17 protein-coding genes and 4 pseudogenes are annotated in these 19,312 nt (G+C 55.9%); 14 read left to right on the forward strand and 7 right to left on the reverse strand.

The window, feature by feature from the left end; all coding sequences use genetic code 11:
- Window positions 1-11: 11 nt before the first annotated feature.
- Complete coding sequence (locus KZH41_RS18175) at window positions 12-1,061, forward strand: hypothetical protein (RefSeq protein ID WP_094951847.1); 1,050 nt, start codon at window positions 12-14, stop codon at window positions 1,059-1,061.
- A gap of 2 nt (window positions 1,062-1,063) precedes the next feature.
- On the opposite strand, the gene KZH41_RS18180 is transcribed toward KZH41_RS18175, so the two are convergent.
- Window positions 1,064-1,360 carry a putative quinol monooxygenase gene (locus KZH41_RS18180; RefSeq protein WP_094951846.1) on the reverse strand — a complete coding sequence of 99 codons (297 nt, stop codon included), beginning with the start codon at window positions 1,358-1,360 and terminating at the stop codon, window positions 1,064-1,066.
- 917 nt (window positions 1,361-2,277) lie between these two features.
- Here KZH41_RS18180 and KZH41_RS18185 point away from each other — a divergent pair.
- The 3 genes and pseudogenes from KZH41_RS18185 to KZH41_RS18195 form a co-directional block, all read left to right on the forward strand.
- Entirely contained in the window at window positions 2,278-7,110 is a 4,833-nt protein-coding gene (locus KZH41_RS18185) for an RHS repeat-associated core domain-containing protein (protein ID WP_263273401.1), read from the forward strand.
- 170 nt (window positions 7,111-7,280) lie between these two features.
- A complete protein-coding gene (locus tag KZH41_RS18190) occupies window positions 7,281-7,499 on the forward strand; it encodes a hypothetical protein (RefSeq protein ID WP_094951844.1) in 219 nt (72 codons plus the stop codon).
- Window positions 7,500-7,798: 299 nt separating this feature from the next.
- Window positions 7,799-8,109, forward strand: a pseudogene (locus KZH41_RS18195) (IS66 family transposase); the annotation flags it as partial.
- 84 nt (window positions 8,110-8,193) lie between these two features.
- Here KZH41_RS18195 and KZH41_RS30510 read toward each other — a convergent pair.
- From KZH41_RS30510 to KZH41_RS18205, 3 genes and pseudogenes are all read right to left on the reverse strand, one after another.
- Window positions 8,194-9,057, reverse strand: a complete 864-nt coding sequence (locus KZH41_RS30510; RefSeq protein WP_412548781.1) for a methyl-accepting chemotaxis protein — start codon at window positions 9,055-9,057, stop codon at window positions 8,194-8,196.
- Window positions 9,055-9,807 (reverse strand): annotated as a pseudogene (locus tag KZH41_RS30515) (HAMP domain-containing protein); the annotation flags it as partial. The gene KZH41_RS30510 and the pseudogene KZH41_RS30515, both read right to left, overlap by 3 nt.
- 364 nt (window positions 9,808-10,171) lie before the next feature.
- Entirely contained in the window at window positions 10,172-10,405 is a 234-nt protein-coding gene (locus tag KZH41_RS18205) for a hypothetical protein (protein ID WP_094951842.1), read from the reverse strand.
- Window positions 10,406-11,033: 628 nt separating this feature from the next.
- Here KZH41_RS18205 and KZH41_RS18215 point away from each other — a divergent pair.
- From KZH41_RS18215 to KZH41_RS18230, 4 genes and pseudogenes are all read left to right on the forward strand, one after another.
- Window positions 11,034-11,771, forward strand: a pseudogene (locus tag KZH41_RS18215) (MFS transporter); the annotation flags it as partial.
- Between the two features lie 111 nt (window positions 11,772-11,882).
- Window positions 11,883-12,407 (forward strand): annotated as a pseudogene (locus KZH41_RS18220) (MFS transporter); the annotation flags it as partial.
- 121 nt (window positions 12,408-12,528) lie between these two features.
- Window positions 12,529-13,749: an MASE1 domain-containing protein gene (locus KZH41_RS18225; RefSeq protein WP_263273403.1), complete on the forward strand. Its 1,221-nt coding sequence runs from the start codon at window positions 12,529-12,531 to the stop codon at window positions 13,747-13,749.
- Between the two features lie 46 nt (window positions 13,750-13,795).
- Window positions 13,796-15,151 (forward strand): HdeD family acid-resistance protein, encoded by a 1,356-nt coding sequence (locus KZH41_RS18230; protein ID WP_263273404.1) that lies wholly within the window; start codon window positions 13,796-13,798, stop codon window positions 15,149-15,151.
- Between the two features lie 429 nt (window positions 15,152-15,580).
- Here the strand turns inward: KZH41_RS18230 and KZH41_RS18235 are convergent, their stop codons facing one another.
- Together KZH41_RS18235 and KZH41_RS18240 are read right to left on the reverse strand one after the other, a co-directional pair.
- A complete protein-coding gene (locus tag KZH41_RS18235) occupies window positions 15,581-15,778 on the reverse strand; it encodes a hypothetical protein (protein WP_094951838.1) in 198 nt (65 codons plus the stop codon).
- A gap of 185 nt (window positions 15,779-15,963) precedes the next feature.
- Window positions 15,964-16,194 carry a hypothetical protein gene (locus tag KZH41_RS18240; RefSeq protein WP_263273406.1) on the reverse strand — a complete coding sequence of 77 codons (231 nt, stop codon included), beginning with the start codon at window positions 16,192-16,194 and terminating at the stop codon, window positions 15,964-15,966.
- Window positions 16,195-16,559: 365 nt separating this feature from the next.
- On the opposite strand from KZH41_RS18240, the gene KZH41_RS18245 reads away from it, so the two are divergent.
- From KZH41_RS18245 to KZH41_RS18255, 3 genes are all read left to right on the forward strand, one after another.
- Window positions 16,560-16,991, forward strand: a complete 432-nt coding sequence (locus KZH41_RS18245) for a hypothetical protein (RefSeq protein ID WP_094951837.1) — start codon at window positions 16,560-16,562, stop codon at window positions 16,989-16,991.
- Between the two features lie 109 nt (window positions 16,992-17,100).
- Window positions 17,101-17,427, forward strand: coding sequence for a DUF2388 domain-containing protein (locus KZH41_RS18250; protein ID WP_094951836.1), 327 nt, complete (start codon window positions 17,101-17,103; stop codon window positions 17,425-17,427).
- A 129-nt stretch (window positions 17,428-17,556) separates the two neighbouring features.
- On the forward strand, window positions 17,557-17,898 hold the full coding sequence (locus tag KZH41_RS18255; protein WP_242150545.1) for a hypothetical protein: 342 nt from the start codon (window positions 17,557-17,559) through the stop codon (window positions 17,896-17,898).
- Window positions 17,899-18,156: 258 nt separating this feature from the next.
- Here the strand turns inward: KZH41_RS18255 and KZH41_RS18260 are convergent, their stop codons facing one another.
- Window positions 18,157-18,387, reverse strand: a complete 231-nt coding sequence (locus KZH41_RS18260; protein WP_094953486.1) for a hypothetical protein — start codon at window positions 18,385-18,387, stop codon at window positions 18,157-18,159.
- 82 nt (window positions 18,388-18,469) lie between these two features.
- Here KZH41_RS18260 and KZH41_RS18265 point away from each other — a divergent pair, with 82 nt between their 5' ends.
- The 3 genes from KZH41_RS18265 to KZH41_RS18275 all read left to right on the forward strand — a co-directional run bounded on the left by KZH41_RS18265 (window position 18,470) and on the right by KZH41_RS18275 (window position 19,299).
- A complete protein-coding gene (locus KZH41_RS18265) occupies window positions 18,470-18,799 on the forward strand; it encodes a hypothetical protein (RefSeq protein ID WP_263273409.1) in 330 nt (109 codons plus the stop codon).
- Entirely contained in the window at window positions 18,796-18,984 is a 189-nt protein-coding gene (locus KZH41_RS18270) for a hypothetical protein (RefSeq protein ID WP_263273411.1), read from the forward strand. Before KZH41_RS18265 ends, KZH41_RS18270 begins: the two co-directional genes overlap by 4 nt.
- A 129-nt stretch (window positions 18,985-19,113) precedes the next feature.
- Window positions 19,114-19,299: a hypothetical protein gene (locus tag KZH41_RS18275; protein WP_263273413.1), complete on the forward strand. Its 186-nt coding sequence runs from the start codon at window positions 19,114-19,116 to the stop codon at window positions 19,297-19,299.
- Window positions 19,300-19,312 lie beyond the last annotated feature (13 nt).

Below are 19,312 nucleotides of genomic sequence, written 5' to 3' on the forward strand. Positions count from 1 at the left end.
AGGCAAACCCGATGACCCTTCATATCCCAGCTCAACCCATTGAAGCCCTGCGCCCGAGCACCTTTGTCGCTGAAGGTTTGCTCAACCCTCGCGGCGTGTGCCTGCAAGCCGATGGCAGCCTGTTGTTGGCCGAAGCCGGCTCAGGTTCAGCGGACCAGCCGTTTAGCGGCCGCATCACCCGGCTGCAACCCGACCCGCAGCAGCCTGGCGCCTACCTGCCCGGCGAAGTCGTCGCCCAGGGTTTTCGCAGCATGAACATGCAGGCGCGCATGCTGCGCGATGAAATCATGGGCGTGTCGGACATTGCTTGCGGTGACGGTCGCTGCCTGGCCAGCCAGACCGATTACATCGGCGGCTCCAGGCTGCTCGACTTGCAATACAGCCCGCCCGAACCGGTGTTCCACAGCCGGGGCAACCTGAATGCGCTGTGCTACCACCCAACACGGCGCAGCTGGCTGGCCGTCAAGCCCGATACCAACCAACTGGTGGAGTTTTGCAGTGGCGAGGACGAACACGTACTGGCGCAACTGCCCGCGCTGGACCAAGGCCAGGAAGCGGTGCCCGTTACTCTGGTGTATGAACCGCAAACAGACGCGGTGCTGATCAGCCTGTTCTCCGGTGAACTGCACGGCGACCCGGCCCGCAAAGGCATCGACTTTGCCGACTACGCCGGGCAGGTGATTCGAGCCCACCCGGCAGGCGGGCAGATCGAGGTGGTGATACGCGGCCTGCAACTGCCCACCGGGCTGGCGCTGTGCCCGCAGGGCAAGCTGCTGGTGCTGGAGTTGTGCAGCCACCTGCAACAACCGTTGCCGCCAAACTGGAACGGCGAGCCGCTGCATGGCGGCTTCACCCGGTTTGCCGGGCGACTGTTGCGGTGCAACCTGCAAAACGGCCAAGTTGAAGTGCTCGCGCGCGGCTTGGATACACCGTCCAACTTATGTGTGGTGCAGGGTGCTGTGTTGGTGAGTGAAGGCATGGGGCTGGCGGGCCGGCAGGTCCCGGCACCCGATCACACGCTGGCATCGTTGACTGGCCGGTTGCGCCGGGTGCAGTTGTGAACCTACACCGCCGCCTCTAACAGCAAAACGGTCGCAGGCACAGCACGAAAAGATGGAGTGTGCTTGGCCGCTTCCAGCATATGCGCGGCCAGGTGGTGGGCGTCCAACGCGGCTTTGGAGGCCCACTTTTCGATCAACACGAAGCTGTCGTTATTGCCGACAACCGGGTGTAAATCGTATTGCAAACAGCCATGCTCGGCCCTGACCTGGGGCGCCAGCTTTTCAAACGCGGCCAGCTGCTGCGACCCTTTGCCGGGCTGGGTATGGATAATGACGACAAGCCGCACTTCATCTGACATGAACACACCACCGCAGAGGTTGGATAAGGAACACGCACAGTACGTGAGCAGGCTGCCGGGTTGCAAAAAAGCCTACCCGGCGTGCGTATTTCACGCGGTTTTCACAGGCAGGCGCCTAGGCTCAACTCAGCTCCTAAGTGAACACCTTTAAGCCCGCGCCCCCATCGTGGGCTTTTCTTTGTCTGCATGGCGATCCACCTTGCCGGCGGCCGGGCTCAATACCGACCGCTGACGTCAGTGCATGAAGGCTTACGCGGAGCGACCTCTGTTACGACTTTGTTGTTTTTTAACGCCCTTCCCGATCTTTAGCTCGTATTGGTGGTGAATGAACCAGACGACCAAAAGCAGGCCTGCCAAGCCAAAAATGAGTAGCAACAGCTCTATTGCGGGACCTTCGTGTGAAAACATCTTTCGTTCCTCGTCCTGAAGTCGCACAACCCAAAACAGGCCGCACCCGAAATTATTCGTAACAATTCAAACATTTTCAGGTTAGCGGCCAAAGTCATAGGTGGCAACCCTGGATTGCGTTGGAACTGTTGATCTAGAGGGGTTGCTTGTTGAAACGCGTGGGTCACATTCAGCTCAGGCACCCAGGGCACGCCCTTGGGCAACGGCGATTTGGACGACTTCACCCTGACCTTTCCGGCTATTTTCGTGAATGGCGAAAAAGTGCCCATGGCGCCCATTCACTTCAAGAAACGTGAAGCGCGTTATGCACCGGTTTTTAATTACTGAGTTGAATCCGCCGGCCGTGGAAAATCGACAGACTTATAATAAAAAAAACTAAAAACAGCACAAATCAATATAAGAAACTGTGAGAACTGACAGTTACCTCCCGCTGCAGAGCCGCGTACTTTCAAAGAGCAACCGCTGCCACCTAATGAATGGGTGGCCTATCACATCATAGGGAGATGAACATGGCTCACAATCCAATGGGTACAGACCCAAGCGATTACGAAAACGACCCGATTTTTAATGCAACCACTCAAAAGCGCAACGTGGTCGACCCACGTACGGGTCTATTCGAGAACTATGTAAAAACGGAGTCACTCATCGGAAACTGCGGCCTCGGGCCTACGTTTGATATGAGCCTTTACTACACGCCAGTGGTCAACAATGAATCGGCATTGGGGGATGGTTGGTTTTATGGTGTCACCACCTACAGCGAAACCTATAAAAAGTTGACACTGCACTCGGGTGAGGTGTTGGAAATAGAGAAAAACAAAGACCTGACGACGCTGGCTGTTATAGCAAAATGGGCCGGTGGCAAGCTGACAGTGCAGCACAAAGGCGGCAGAAAAGAAGTACTGGTACTGTTGGAGGGCACGGGAACTTACGTCACTGAGTCATTGACCACCGATGACCTTAACAAACTGCTTTTCGAGTGGATGACAACGGCCCACGTCATAGAAGGTAAAACGTATTACCAGATCCAGTTAACCGGAATCAAAGATGCCACCCGCAACCTGCTCAAGGTCGACTACACACCCGACGCCCCGGATGCGTCACCGGCGCTTGAGACCGTCAAGTTTATTTTCTGGCCGGATGATACCGCGCAAACCCTGACCTATACCCTGGCCATCAAGGATTACGCCCTGCAGTCCGTGAGCCTTGGGGATAACATTCAAAGCACCTTCGAGTACCTGGATCATCCCGTTTGCGGCTGGTTGCTGACCACGCTCACTAACTTCGATGGTCTCGAAGAAAAGGTCGTGTACAAAGACAACGGGCTGGCATTCCCGGACAATCCAAAACTGTCGGCACTGCCGTGTGTCAGTACCCACACATTAACGCCCAATGGGGGTGGCACACCGGTTACCACCACGTATGTCTATGAGCGTCAGGACGAGAAAAAGTACCGAACCATTATGAGTGAAGGGACGCCGGCAATTCGCACCACGGTTTACCAATACGATGAAAAGCACGAGGTGACCTCGCAGACCCTGACCCAGGGCACCGCCAAGACCCAAACAGACTACGCCATGGAAAACAGCTCATTTATAGTGAGTCGTTTAACCAGTATGACTTACACCCAAGCAAACAAAAGCTATAAAAAAACAAATGGCAACTTGTTTAACACCAACTCCGCGCTAAGACTGAACAACCAAAACAACGTCACTACCGAGATGGACTACATCCGCGGCCGCAACGAGAGTCCCGGAGAAATAAAGGCGCGCACATTGCTGGGGGCCATTAAGGCGGCGTCCAGACAACCATCGAAGAGTACACCTGACACTTCCTGGGGCCCTGACGGCAACAACTTGAACGCGCGGTTTGAGTCGACTTATGTTGACACCGAATTTGTCGACACACCCGGGCTGCTATCGTTAATACCTGGGCTATTACCCTCCTTGCTTCCGGGCCTGTTGAACGTTGCCCAGTTCAAACTTCACGGTTATAAAGTGTTGCCGGAACTGAGTGAAGCCAAGCTCACCAATACGTTGCAGGGCAGCCTCGCCACCGATAAGTTTGCCGATGCCGCGTTGATCGGCCAGCGGTTCGAATATTTCGAAAGCAACGACTTTCGTAAAGGACGCAAAAAAAGCATAAGCCAGTCCACGCTGGACAACCGCTCTTTGGCACCTATTGTGACCGACCCGGTACGCTCTTTCGACTACGCCTTGGGAGGCGTCGGTGACACTGAACTGACCACCACGACCACCGAAACCGATGACCAGGGTAATCAGCGCACGGCCTCAGAAACCCAGAACACTCTTAATGGTCGCCTTATTCGCCAAGTCGACGCCGACGGCAACCGGACCGAGTATGCCTATAACCCATACGGCCAACTGGCCACGCTAACCGTCTGTGCGCAAAGCCCGACCTACCGCCAGATCACCACCTACACCTACCCGGCGCCCGGCCAAGTGCAAATCACCGAGCCTAATGGGCAAACCCGTTTAAGCCAGTACGATGGCCAGGACCAGTTGGTCAGCGAGTACCTGATTGAGGATGGCCAACGAAAACAGACCAAAGCCGTCAAATATGACGCCATCGGGCGCGAGGTACAGACCACCCGTTTTGATTACAAGGAAAATGGCAGCCTACTCAGCGAAACGCAGGAGCTGCGATACGATGAATGGAATCAGGTCTGCGCTCGCAAATACAACGATAGCCGGGAAGACTTCGACTTCTACGACCCAATAGCACTGACCCGCACGCAGTGGACCGGAAAAGCAACTGATAAACACGCAACGGTCACCTCCTATGACACCGACCAGACGATCAAGAAAATCGAGTGGAAAGGCCAGGATGGCAACGTCTATCAAACCCAGACAGCCACCTACACCCGTGCCAAGCAGGTCAAGCAACTGCACACCAAAGGTGAGTTGGGTGTCACGACCATTGACTACACCTACGATGGCAGCGGCCGGCTGCTGAGCGAAAGCCACAGCGAAAAAGACAATGGCCTACTCGCCCCTGCCCTTGTCTATACCTACTACTACACCTACCCGCAGCACTGGCTATTGCGTGAGGCCGAGCAGGTGGCGATCGAATTCGGCGGTAAACGCCAGACCCTGGGTAAACGCACTTTCGACAGCTGGGGCCGAGTAACGTCCATCACTCGCGGTACTTGCACCGAAACCTACACCTACGCGGGCGCCAGCTTGGTACCGGTATCAACCGTCACCGCTGAAGGCAGCGTGCTGCAGCATGACTACATCAAGGAACTGGGTAACCGCCTGGCCAAGACCCAAACCGCCACCCCCGGTGAACAGAAGACCTTCAGCTATGCCTACGGGGCACAAGGACTCGCGACAGCCAGCGAGGGGGAGCATATGCTCCGGTACACCCATGACCGCAACCTGCGCGTCACCCAACAAAGCGTACAAACACAGCCTGGCCAAGCCAAAGAGGTGCTGTCCAATTACTCACTGGGTGGGCGCTTGTTCGACACGACAGACGCGCTGGGTGAAAAGTCGCTGTTTCTCTACGACGGTAAGGGGCGCCGCGTTCAATCCAACACCCTCTATTTTTCAGGCTCGCATACTTACAATGACCAAGGCTTGCTTCTTCGTGACAGTATTTATGGCGCGCCCAATTCGGGCATCTCTTTTGGTGTGGACTACACCTACGACTCACAACAACGCGAAACCAGCCGCCAATTCACGCTCAGTGGCAAAATCGACCTCACGTTGGAGAGTACCTATTACGCCGATGACAAATTGAAGTCGGTGCAGCTTAAACAAGGCAATACCGTTCTGGGTTCTCGCAGCTTGGCCTATACCCCGGGCGGACGCCTCAAAACCTGCACAACCACGGGTGTATGGCGACCGAAGACCCCCAAAAACAAAGACATCGACCAGCAAGCCTTCACTTACGACGCACTGGGGAATGTCATCACCTGCATCACCACCTTCGGTGGTGGGAAGAATACCGCGACCCACACCTATGACAGCGTGAACGGTTTCCGTCTGACAAAGGTTGCAAACACTCATGCGGACTACCCGGCTGCTGGCAGTTTGAGTTATGACGCAGCCGGGCGGGTAACCCAGGACCAGACAGGTAAAAAATACACCTATGACTGGCTGGGACGACTGATCCAGGCCGGCGGCACCCGCTACAGCTACGACCCCTCTGATCGTTTGATGACCCGCGAGCAGGACGGTGATAAAACCCAAATCATCTATGACGGGCTCAACGTCTCTGGCGAGTACTCACTGGAAAACAACGACACCTATCGCAACCTGAACCCCGGGAGTGCGGGCTGTACGGTGCAACAAATCAAACGCTCTGGGGTGAAAAGGACCCTGTTTGAACTGCGTGATGCCAATGGCACCGTGTGCGTCAGCTACGACCTTCTGGCTCAAACCTTTAAGCACCACGCTTATACGGCCTACGGCGAGCACTTTTCGGATGAGAGCGACTCACTGCTGGGCTTCAACGGCGAATACTGCGACCCCATCACAGGCCAGTCCCCCTTGGGCACGGGATACCGCTGGTATGACGCGCGCTGCATGCGCTTCCACGCACTGGACAGCTTCAGCCCATTTGGGCAGGGGGGGCCGAACATGTATGCCTATTGCGCCAACGGTGATCCCGTCAATTACCAGGACCCCAGCGGGCACGCGTCAGTGGATGCAGGGTTGAGGAAAATATGGGGAGATGATTTGCCTGGGCCGCTCAGTTTGGGTAAAGACACGCAATTGATCCACACCTTCCTCTGGGCGGGTGTCGGCATATTGACAGCCGTCATGACCGGCGGCACGTCAATTTTTCTATCGGCGGCGTTAGTCGGGGCTGCCATGATCTCAGCAGCTACAGGCATCGCATCGGTGCTTATCGGCGACAGTGATTCAAAGGCGTCAGAAACGCTGGCCTGGATATCGCTGGGATTTGGAGCCGCCGGAGGGGGGCTCTCGATCGTCGGAAAAACAGCCAGGCTTGCCGCCTACCTGGGGCGTTCAGGCGTCGCCGTTGCCAGAAATCTGTTCGGCAAAGCGGCTCCCGCCACGACCTCCTTATTCAGACCGACCGAGCTATTGAGGAAGCTTTTTCCTCGCCTACTCCCACGCAAGGCTGAGCCACTGATACTCAACGGAAATTCGCTGCTGGAAACGCCGAGAGCAACAAACCTCTTCAATGTCGGTGATTTCAACACCGTCGCGTTTATAACCGCCGGTGTCTTGTCGGGCACCGAGGTAATCAACGCTGCACCTGGATCCGTTCAGTTTGCCAACACCGCTGTGGGCGATATTACGTGGTTGCCTTTTGGGAACTTCACCCCCTTATGGTTGAAAATAAAGTGATAATTGAGTGCTCCGCCCTCAAATCCTTGAGAAGGAAGCGGGGGGAACGGGCGATATAGGCCCCTAAACAACAAGCAAAAAAATCCCGCAGCACCGTTGGTGCGCGGGATTTTGTTTGAGGGCTGGCAGTAAACATGCTTAAGGAAATGGGGTAATGAAAGAGAACACAGATGACTGACTGGCGAAACCAGAGCTTTTGGAGCAAGGCGTGGACCTATGTTCTGCTGGCACTGTTCGTATGGATTTCCGATGGCTCGGATCTCAGTTGGCTGGGTGGAGGGTCCTCAAACCGCAAGCGGGTATTCAGCCCTGGCTTCATCGCCTTCTGCGTTTTTGTGGCGGTGGTTGAGCTGATTTTGCTGAACCACTTTTATGGCGCCCGTCAGTGAGTGGTTACAATCGCCCGGCCACGTAGCGGCCTTCCATCGTCTACGCCAATACGTTCGACATCTGCGTATCAATGCCCGATTTAGCCTCATGGACAGAGGACAAACACTCACCCAATGCTGATTGGGCAGCTGTGTTGAGGGTAGCCAAAATCAAGTTCGACAAGACCACTGCCTTTTCACACCCCTTTCACACCCCTTTCACAGTCGAGCGTCTAGAGTTATTTCAGCTCCTAGTGAACATCCTTTTAAGCCCGCTACTCCCCATCGCGGGCTTTTCTTTGTCTGCGATTCGCCTGGGGCGGTTGCAGCCTCTGGTCGATGCACTGCGCGAGGTGGTACTCGGGCAGCAAATCATCCACACCGATGCCCCCCCGTGCAGATGCTCGCGCCGGGCTCGAAGAAAACCCACCGTTCCTATGTTTGGGCCTACGCCACCAGCCAGTTCTCGGACTTGTCAGCGGTGGTTTACGACTTCAGCCCCAGCAGAGCCGGACAGCATGCTCGCAACTTCCTGAACGACTGGAAGGGCAAGCTGGTCTGTGATGATTTTGGCGGCTACAAGGCTAGCGTTGAACTCGGCGTGACTGAGATCGGTTGCATCGCCCATGCATGATGTCGTGCCCGAAGGTTCGGCTATCGGCTAGCTCTAGAGCTGCAAACGACTAGATAAAACGCAAAATGGTTCACTGTCCGCTTACAGTCGGAAGCGATCGACCGACTGCGATAGCCTCTGCGCCAACGTGGACAACTCGTCCGTCGTCAACGCCGTCTTTCCGATCACGTTGCTATTAGCCTGCGACGTACCGGCAATCATCTCCACTTGATGGGCGATTTCGTTGCTGGCCAGGCTCTGTTCACTGATGGTGCGGGAAATATCGTTGACCAACTCAGTGGTATTCAACGTGGCCTGGAGAATATCGCGAATGGCCCGCTCGACATCGGCGGTCACAACCATCCCTTTGTCCACTTGAGCAACACCCTCCTCCATACTGGTCACCGCTTCCCGGGTGCTTTGCTGGATGCGCCCGACCATACTTGCGATCTCTTGGGTCGACGCGCTGGTGCGACCCGCCAGGCTGCGCACTTCATCCGCCACCACCGCAAAACCACGGCCCTGTTCGCCGGCACGAGCGGCTTCAATCGCGGCATTCAGAGCCAACAGGTTTGTTTGGTCGGCGATCCCCTTGATCACCTGAATTATGCTGTAGATCGCCTCGGACTCCTTGTCGAGCGTGCGGATGACCTGGGCAGATTGCTTCGCCGAACGAGCAATGCCATCCATGTCACTGACCACCTGGTGAATCACTCGGCCGCCGTCCTTGGCCAAGGCTTCAGCCTGATTGGCCATATCCAGCGCGCGACGGGCATGCTGGGTGATTTCCTCAATACTGGCGGTCATTTCAATCGCCGCTGCTGCCATGGTGCTGGCGGCGGCGCTTTGTTGCTGGCTGCTGCTGGCCACTTCATGGCAACCATTGCTCAGTTGCTCGCTCATGACATTGACGCCTTTGGCATTGCTGCGCACCACTTCGATCATGCTGCCTAAGTCCCGCTGCATGATGGCAAGGTTGCGAATCAATGAACTGGCTTCATCTTTGCGACTGGTTTCGACGATTGGCTCGCTCAAGTTGCCACGCGCAATGCTGGCAGCAATGCGGCTGGCGGCCTGTAGCGGTCCCATGATGCTCAGCATTACCCAACGGCCCTGAGCCAGGAGCAGCAAGAGACTGACGATCAGCACCGTGCTCAAGATGAAGTTGGCGTTGCTGATGGTGTCCCGAGTTTCCATGCTGGTTTGTTGGTTCTTGTTTTCGATCAGCTCACTCAGGCTCCCCATTTGATCTTCAAGAAGGGTGAACGCCTTATTGAAGGTCTCCAGCTCTCCGCTAGCGGCTTCGGGATTGTCCAGGGCCAACGCGACGATGCGTTCACCGGCACTTATATAGGCGTCAAGACTGGGGCGGATCTTGTTTAGGCTCATCCTGAGCGTATCGTCCAGAGGCAGCTTGAGATTGTCCCCTAGTACCTGACGGAAGTGCTCGGCATGCTCCTTCAGCGAAGTGCTGACCTCGGCCTTGGTACTGATGCTTTTACCCAACCCCACCAACATCGCCGAAAACACATCGGCGCGCAGCGCATCGTGCATCATGTCGGCTTCCAGGTGATTGCGCAGCACCATCATGCTAATTTCATTTTCCTGAATGGCGCTGCCCGTCCGGGTATTTCCCAGATAACTGGATAGGCTCATAACCAATGCGGTGAGCAGTCCGGTCGCAATGAACAGAAATAAGCGTAGTTTGATCGTCATACTGGTAATCCTTTTACCCAGAGCGTCGGATTGAAAATCCTACCGTGCACGCGTTGCCCATAACTTTATCGGCATAGTCCTACCGTTATTAAAGCCTAAGCTGGCGAATATGCGTGTGCGGCCTTGCCGTACCGAACGCCGCGATTACCCTAGCTAATGCGGTCTCGGTGCCTGCGCACATGTCCATCAGCTCGGTGGCGCGCCAGATGGGATCGATGCGGATCATCGCCGCCTGTCTCAGCGCAAGGTTGCGCAGGTAGATGACTTGGCCGGACGCATACCAACACCTGCAAATTCCTTTTGCTGAATCGCCCTTTCCGTGGGCAATAAAAAGCCCCGCTCTAGGCGGGGCTTAATGAAAACTTTAATCGTTTGAGGTTTGAGGGACTGGGGCCTCGTCGATGCTAATGCAGTGCTCAATGTCCGTTATTTTCCGCAGCGCAAGCTCGGCCGTTGAATAAGCCCCGAACATTCGCCCCTGATAAAAAACAACCCACGCAAACTGAATATCCGCGTTGCCAGCCTGCCCTACAACCAACTTCTTGAACCGTTCCGCCAAGTCGTCGACATGCATCTGTGCCATGCCACGCAAAACCATGACGCTCTCCCAGTTTATAGTCGGAAGCTCTATTTTCGGCTTTGCACACACTGAGCGCAATAAAAAGCCCGGCACATTAGCCGGGCCTTTTCAATGCCAACCCCTGACGCGCAAGATCGACAGGATGGATAAATCCTCTCTCAGTTCCTCACTCATCGCAATGGCTATTTGCTACGCCGCGCAACGTTGTTCTTGAGCGGCCGTGAGTGCCTCATTCACCTGACCATCCAGCGCCGTGTGGATCGATGAGCGCCACCGGTACCGGCGGTCGCACCGAGTTGAGCAGCTCCAGAATGGCGCCGTGCTTGCGCTTATCGGCTGAGTCGGTGCAGTTGCCCCGACGGTGCTGGCAGTTAAAAGAAGCACCCGCAACGTCGACCTTTTTCCTGAAAACACTCATTTATTCCTGATTTCAGCAAGTGATGCTCCCTCTCACCCTTTCGACCGCTTTAACAAGTGCCAAGCCAATCTCACGACTGAGTTGGTCGCCCATGCCTGGCCTCTTAGTAATACGGTCTGCGCCTTGGCGGCGGCGGCCGCATCGGTGGGCGCCTGTTTAATCTGGCAAGGTGTTCGGGCGAATGTACTTTGATGTTCGCCTGAATTACCGCTGGCAACCGCATGCTGAAAACACAGCCTTCAATTATTCCTTGCGATGCGGTCGTACCGCACCGACGATAGGGAGCAGAATTTACTCAAGCTGATCGCCAGGAAACATGTCGGAAACCGGCCGGGACGGATTGAGCCTCGCGCCATAAAATGCCGGCCCAAACCTTACCCGATGCTGATGCAGACGCGTTCGGCGGCAAGGGCCGAGGTCAGAAAAAATGTTAATACAACGAAGGCACCGATGAACGCAGTGATTGATAACCGTAACAAGCTGCTCATCACCTTGACGGTGATGATTTTTGGATTGAGCTACGGTTTGAGTGCACCTTTGATTGCGATCAAGTTGACGACCGCAGGCTTCAGCGAAGTTTACATTGGCATCAATGCCGCCATGCATGCGGTAGGTGTGTTTGCCATCGCGCCATTTCTACCGATGCTGTGTCGCCGTTTCAGTCCCAGGCGGTTGTTGGCCATTTCGCTGGGCGCGCTGGTGGTGTTGTTGGCTGCATTCCCCTTCGTACCCATCGAAACCTGGTTTGTACTGCGCCTGGGCCTTGGGCTGTTCAGCGAAATCATTATGGTGGTGTCGGAAACCTGGCTGAACCACACGACGGTCGAGCAGGCCCGTGCAAGAACGATGGCGATGTATGTGGCCAGCCTGTCTTTGGGATTTGCCCTGGGGCCGTTTATTCTGTCTTGGTTGGGAAATGCGTCGTCGGCAGCGTTCTTTGTCGGCAGTTTGATTACACTGCTCGCCGGCCTCTCGCTGCTCGGGATCAAAACCTGCGGCCGTCCGATTGCGCACGAAAAGGGCCGACCGCTCTCACTGTACCTGCACATCGCAACGCTTGCGCTGGTGGCGGCCGCGCTGAACGGCGCACTGGAAAGCGCCGGAATGAACATGCTGGTGATTTACGCAATCAACGTGGGCTGGCCGGTGCAGCAGGCCACCTGGTTGCTGTCTATGCTGCTGTTTGGCGCGATCGTTCTACAGTTGCCGATTGGCTGGCTAGCCGACCGCATGGACCGTCGCCGCCTGATTATTGTGTTGTCGGCGCTTTCAGCGGTTGGCGCGCTGATCTGGCCATTGGCACTCACTGAACGCTGGCTTTCGTATGGGTTGTTGTTCGTGTGGGGCGGTGTATTTGTCGGGATTTATACGGTGGTGGTGACTCAGGTCGGCGAGCGTTTCAGTGGCACCGAACTGGTCGGGGTTTACAGTGCACTGTCGGTTGCATGGGGTATCGGCGCACTGTTGGGCCCGGTATTGGCCGGGGTTTCCATGCAGTTGGGTCTGCACGGTTTGCCCCTGCTCACCGCCGCCTTGTGTGCTCTGTTCACGTTGTTTGCCGTCACGCACACACAGCACACACCCGCGCCTCCTCAGGCTTGAACCCCAGCGTCATGGCGCCATTGTCAGGCAATAAGCCATGACGTACGCCACATCCACTTTTTGAATCGGAAAAACGCCAGTGATACTACCGAGGGCTCTACTACAGGCCGCCAGCTTACTAATGTGGGCACTGGCCTATTACGTGACGGGCATCATTTCACTCGAGTTCGATGACCCTGTCTCTCAGGTGGCCGTGGTGTGGTTCCCTGCGGGCGTGGCCGTCTCGGCGTTCCTCATCTCGCAACGTTCCCGTTGGCCACTGCTGTTTGCGGTACTGCTGACCACGCGAATTTTTCTGGACTTCCAGTGGCGACACGATTGGGCCGCCACGCTGGTGCATTCCTGCCTGGCATTGAGTGCAGCCATTTGCATTGCCTGGCTGGTGCGCCGTTTCGCCCGGCGCAACGACTATTTGCACGCCATTGTGCTTTGGATAATCGCCACCGTGTTTGTGTGCGCGGTGGAAGCGGCATTGACCGCAACCTGGCTATCATTGACGAGCGATGCGCCACTTCAACGTCTGCTGTGGGTGACCTGGATCGCCAACATTACCGGGGTGATCTTCACCACGATTGCGATCATGAGCCTGCTCCATGATGATCTGAATGTATGTCGCAGCGGGTGGCTGGCCAGGCTCACGGGAGTGACCGCGTTTGTCCTGATGTGCCTGAGTACCTGGTTTATCTTCGGCGTCAATTCTCCCTGGTTGAAGTCCGACATTACCGACTCGGCCGGCTCCGCGATGAACTTTGCGCTGGCGTGCATCCCGATCATCTTCTGCGTGGTTGTTTCGGTCACCTGGGCCGGGCGTGGCGCGACCCTGGCGTTGCTGACGCTGGCAACGCTGGTGATTCATCACACCGACAACGGCCAAGGGCCGTTTTTCCTCAAGGGGCTTAACCCGGGAGAACCGCTGCTGTTGGCCCAGTGCTATTTGTGCGCGACCGCCTTGTTGATCGTTTTTCTGCGGGTGCTGGCCCAGTCAGCGCGCCGTTACGACCTCGACACCGGCCGGGCGGCGGGTGAAGGGGTGATGTACCGGCTGCACCCCGAGTCAGGCGAGATTTACTGGGACGATAACCTGCGTGAGGTACTGGGCATCGACGCGCCGGTACTGTCCACCTTCAATGACGTGCTTGAACGCGTACACCCCAAGGACCGGGAAAAGCTTCGGCGCCATTGGTCGACTCAACAGCGCAGGCGGGGCGGCGCCTCGCTGACGTTCCGCATCACTGCGCAGGGTTCGGATACCCGTGTTATCTGCGACAACACCCCAGGCCTGATGGCGGACTCGACCGGCGAAGTGATCGTCGGCAACTGGCAAATCAGTCACTACAAATAATGATGCGCGACCTCGATTGGCAACATTGGCAACAAGGAAACATCTCATGATTCAGATCGCACTGATGTTATTCGGCGCAGAGTTCGTCCGCTCCAAAGCCAAAGTGATTGGCTGCATCGGTTTGCTGTGGGGCTTGATCGGCGTGGGTGTGCTGATCGACGGCATGGACGGGGTATTGTATTTCCCGATGAAGGCGTTCGGCATCCTGCTGATGCTGGAAAGCCTGGTCACGCTGAGTGTCGCCTCGAGCGGAATCGGTGCGCAAAAGGCCGTGCTGTTTTTCAAGGGCGGTGTGTGTTTCTTCGTGTCCCTGTTGATTCTGGCCAACAAGACCTACAGCAACCTGTTGCTGGCGATTATTTTCGGTTTCTCCTATTTCATCTTCGGTTTGCTGGTCATCACGTCCGCGTTTGTCGTCCGGTACCCTCATTGGCGCCTGTCAGTCGTCACCGGCACTGCCAAAGTGATCTTCGCCCTGTTGCTGTTCACGCCCTATCCCGTCGGTTACCAGTCAACCGTCTCGTTTTTTATCGGGTCATTGATGATCGTCAGCGCTATCAGCACCCTACGCGTGGCCAGGCGCGCCAGCTTACTGGTGCGTGGGACGTCCTCATTTGAGTTGCTGACGCCCGCTGCGCCTGTGCTCAACATCACCAAAAAGGCGGCAGTCAAACCGGAACTTGCTCAGGTTTCTATCAGCCCGCCAATTCATGAGCCGTTGGTGGTGCATATCTGGACGCCGGAAGGCACGGCGGAAAATACGCCGGTGCCGCGACCGGTCATCAACCGTTACATCGCCGCAGTGGACAGCCAGGGGGTTATTTCCACCGGGCACGCAGCCCTGGAGTTGCAACCCTCGATCTATATCAGCCTGTACCCTGCCGCGGATATCGACCGCTCGCCCTCGGAGTTTTTCCGCATACTCAAAGCGACCAAGGACAATGATGTGCCGGGTACTTTCCAGCCTGACTATGAGAAAGAGGCGGCAGATTGGTGCGAATCGGATCGCAAGATAGTGTTCCATTACTACAACAGCGGTGCCCTTGAGCATTTCTGGATGAACTACAGGCTCGATAAGCGCTACAACCTGACCTACCGCAACTGTTCAAGCTCAGTCGCTTATGCGCTTGAAGCGTCCCTCGACGGCGTGCTTGCGTTTCGCAGCGAGCGCTGGCGAGACTGTTTACGGACCCTGTTCATGCCGGAACTCTGGATTGCGGCGCAGGTACGCAGACGTGCGCTGACTATGGCCTGGACCCCCGGCCTGGTGATGGATTACGCCAGGGCGCTGCGGGCCATCGTGCACCCGGTTCCGCAGTCCTGGTTTCAGCGCATGCCCTGGAAGGCGCGTCACGTTGATAGCATTTCGACCAGCGTGACGGGCGGTCCGGATTCACCTTAAGCGCTTCTGACGTCGCAGCCCCCTGACGCTCATTCAAGTCACCATGATCTCGGTTTGCGAATGAGCTTGCCCGTGCAGCACCGCGACGATAATCCCCTGAGGGAGACCGGCAGTCTTGGCGGCGTCTATCGCCTTGGCGATGGCGCTATCCTTTGGTCCAAAGGCCAAGACACCGCCACCATAAAAAGACCGAAGAATGACCCCATTTGCGTTTTACGAAGGGGAAATCAGAACCGTAACGGGGTTAGCATTGCCGTTGATAGCTTGGTTTTTGAATTTCTTGCCAAGCTCGCGTAAAGACATTTTTTCACCTATTGCGGTTACCGCGTCTGAATTCTTTCAACATGTGCAAATTCCTTTTGCTGAATCGCCCTTTCCATGGGCAATAAAAAACCCGACTCAGGGCCGGGTTCGTCGATCTAAAAATCATCAGTTGTCTGGATGCTCACTCGCCACTGAATCGGCAGCGTCCACGTCCGACATATCCTCTTCGAGGGAGGGATCGTCATTCTGAGGCGGCCGGATCTCGCGCTCATCCCGACGAGGATCGTGACCCGCTTCGTTGTCCGTGCCGCGTGTCACTTCCTGTTGCGAAATGTTGCCTGGGGCATTCTTATCAATATCCATGCTGACTCTCCGTTCAGGCGCTCGGAATATCCGCGCATAATCAGGGTAGTCGGCAGGTCACAGCGAGCGCCGAACACTGGACGAACGGCGCAAAGCAAAAAACCTCGCACAGTGACGAGGCTTTTAGCGTGAATCTATAACGCGAAAAATCGCTATGATGGATAAATATCCTTTCACGTTCTCACTCATTGCAATGGCTCTTTGCTAAGCCACGCAACTTCGATTAATCCCTCTGCGCCGAGCAGCTCCTGAGCTGCAGTCAGCGCTTCATACACCTGGTCATCCGGTGCTTTGTGGATCGTCGAGCGCCACCGGTACCGGGTGGATTCCGGTTTGCCGTCGTTATCCCAATTGGTGATGTCGTACCAGCGAGACACCTGGCGGTCGAACATCAAGTTGCCGGTGTTGGTGATCATGACGGCAGCCTCGCAATCAGATCAGCCAGTAGCTGGGCGTTGGAGTTGCCGCCGCCCTTCTCTATTAGTTTGAGCTGAGCCTTACGCTTCTCGATCTCAAGCCGCTTCAGCTCGCCATCCAGATCGATATGGTCTTTCTCGTTGAACTTGTTTCTGCCCTTTCACACTTGGGCTCCTCTGGTCATCCCAGTTCCTGGTAAACCCGCTTAACCCGCCCTCCGCAGCCGACCCCATCACGGCATATCTTGTTACAACCATTCGCCTGTAGGCTCCGTCCGCAAAGAACTTCAAACTTTTGCTCTAGTCCTAATGCTGGGCGTGCTTTAAACCGTGAGCGCCTGCTGACAACCCATAGAGGTTCAAAAATGAAAATTACACTACCCGCCCTAGTTCTGGGTGTCCTCATTTCGCAAGGAGCGATGGCAGCCGGAGATGGCACAGCCGCTCTTGGAGGCGGCGTTGGTGGTGCACTTGGCAATATCGTAGGTCAACAGCTCGGCGGCTCAACGGGCGCGGCGGTAGGCGCCGGCGTAGGTGGTGCTGCCGGCAGTGCTGTCGGCGCTCAGAGAGGCAACAGAGCTGAAGCCGCATTAGGTGGCGGTATCGGCTCGGCTGGTGGCTCGCTCATTGGTAACCGCCTCGGCGGCACAACTGGCTCGACTATCGGTGCAGGTCTCGGCGGCGCTGCGGGTGGTGCCCTAGGAAACAACCTGGCGGACGATGAGAGCAGTCATCGATCTGATGGTAAGAAGCACAAAGGAAACAACAAGCATAAACACAAGAACAAGCATCGTTAGGTTCTGACACTGTCACATCGAAGCCCGGCTCTGCGCCGGGCTTCTTGTTTCTGACAAGCGCCCTGCTCTGCTATGGTGGCCCTTCTGATCGCAATGGAAGCATCGAAGAATGAATTCATGGAAGACCCTGGCAATCGCCGTCATGGTGCTGAGCAGCACTCAGGCCATTGCAGCAGAAAACAACAATCCGTTCCAAGGCGCGCTCATGATCACCACCATCGTGCCCGCAGTGATCACCTCAGCGCCCACGGCTATTACCTCGGAAATTCCAGAGTATTTTAAGTCAGCCAAGACCGACGCCCTTGCATTCATTGGTTCGGACGGCGAGATTCGCGGTGCGGAGTTTGAGCAGGCGTCCCGGTATTATCGTTCGGCCTACACATCGCCTCATATGTCTGACATGCAACTGGCGCAGGCGATAGCGGCCTCGTACTGAGCGCGACCTTTCGCATCCCTTTCACCGCTACCAGACGCCAAAAATCGTTCACCCGCAGTGTTGGCAGGCGCGTGATGATGGCCTTCAAAACTCTCTGCTCACTTTTATTTGATTGCTAAGGATTCGCGCATGCAAACTTTGAGGATTGTGCCTCGACTTTTCCCTGCGTTGCTCGAAGGAAGCAAGGGGTCAACGATCCGCTTCGGCGAATCGCACATAGAGCCAGGCTATTTGCGCTACGAATGTGAGCACTACCCGGGAAAGGCAACCGTGGTGTGGGTTACTCGTTGCACGTACATGCCTTTAAACAAAGCCGCGGCTTTCTGCGGTATGGAGGAAGAATGGCCACCAATGCTGATGCTCAAGGGGATGCGGGAGCATTATCCTCTCATTCAGCTATCTGACATGGTTCAGGTGGTTGAGCATGAAACACCTGAGCAGACGAAAATTAGGATTTCCTCAGGCTCTTGAGAGCCTGCTTTTAAGCAATATAGAGCTAAGAATCGATCAACGAACTGCAGGTCGATACTGAGCAATCACTCGAATGTCGATGGTACGCTCCCGGTGTGCCTTCCTCGCTGGAGACGAAGATGCCCCCCCTGAATAGCCCTAGCTCGAGCCAACAGATAACCAGGCCCAGCGCCGGGCTTCTTGTACCCGTACTCCACCCGCAAAACCTGTAACCCCCTCCCCCTTCAAAGTCAGCCGCTATAGCGGCAAGGAGAGGTTCTACGGCGCGAACTCACCCAGGCTTTCGCGAGCGGTTGGGATGGCGTACTCAAGCAACTCTAAAGGGACATCCTGCTCGAACAGGGTCACCTCAAAACGCAGAGTTTCGTCATTCCTGAATATCTCAAACACCATATCGTTGCCGCGCCAGCACTCAATCCCCAAGCCGTCATGCCCCTTTGTAACGTGTGAAGCGGTAAAAAACTTGTATTCAACTCCGTGTACGACCACATCGCACCTCCCTATCTGAGGTGGCAACCATACCTCTCCCTTCTATGAATTTGGTAGCCGCTATAGCGGCAAGGACGAAGTCATGCCTGAAGAAATCAAATTAATCCAGCCAGCCCCGGTCGTGCGCGATGAATACGGCATGTTCGCTCACCCCGATATACCCGACTTCGACGAGGGCGATGGTAACAAGTGCAAGGCTTGGGTCGCTGCACAGCGCCTGCAGGTGAAGATGGTGCAACTCGAATATCACAGCGACGAAGCGGTCTCTGAGCGCTATTTCGAAGCTGGCGACCCAGACTGCAGCTACTGGGAGCCGGATCGGCCTGATGGCGAAGGCTGGTTCTGCCTGGCCATCCACGACACGGATGATGGCCCTGTCTGCTGGTGGGCACGCCGGGAGGTGACGCCATGAGCCGCACCGTGATTCTCATCGGCAAAGCAGTCGTGAATTTCCGAAAGGTAATCAAGGACATTGATGACGACGAGATCGAGCAACTGCTGGCCAGCAATGATCTGCGGGAAGCCCAGATCGACGACGAAGATCTGCTCGATATCGAGTGGATTCACGATGACGTCGATATCAAGGTGACGCCATGATCGCCACCCTCTGGTTCGCCTACGTCTTCATCTACAAGGGGCCGAGGCCATGAATGCCAACTGCAAATAGTCGGGAAACCGTCAGTTCGCCGCGTTGAACATAGGGGCTCATCACACTAGGAGTACCTCATGAAAAACTTTGCAGAAGCAGTCATCGCCATTGCCCCTGTGGCCAGCCGCAAGTCCAGAAATCGCTTCTTCCGCGACTACGACAGATGGACTAACCGCCTGCTTATGCGGCGCCTCATCAACCTTCACGAGCGTCAGGATCTGCGTAAGGAAATCGCAGAGGCCTATTTAGCCTCCTTGATGTAACAACCCCCACTAC

Source organism: Pseudomonas sp. YeP6b, from assembly GCF_025642995.1.
GTDB lineage: Bacteria > Pseudomonadota > Gammaproteobacteria > Pseudomonadales > Pseudomonadaceae > Aquipseudomonas.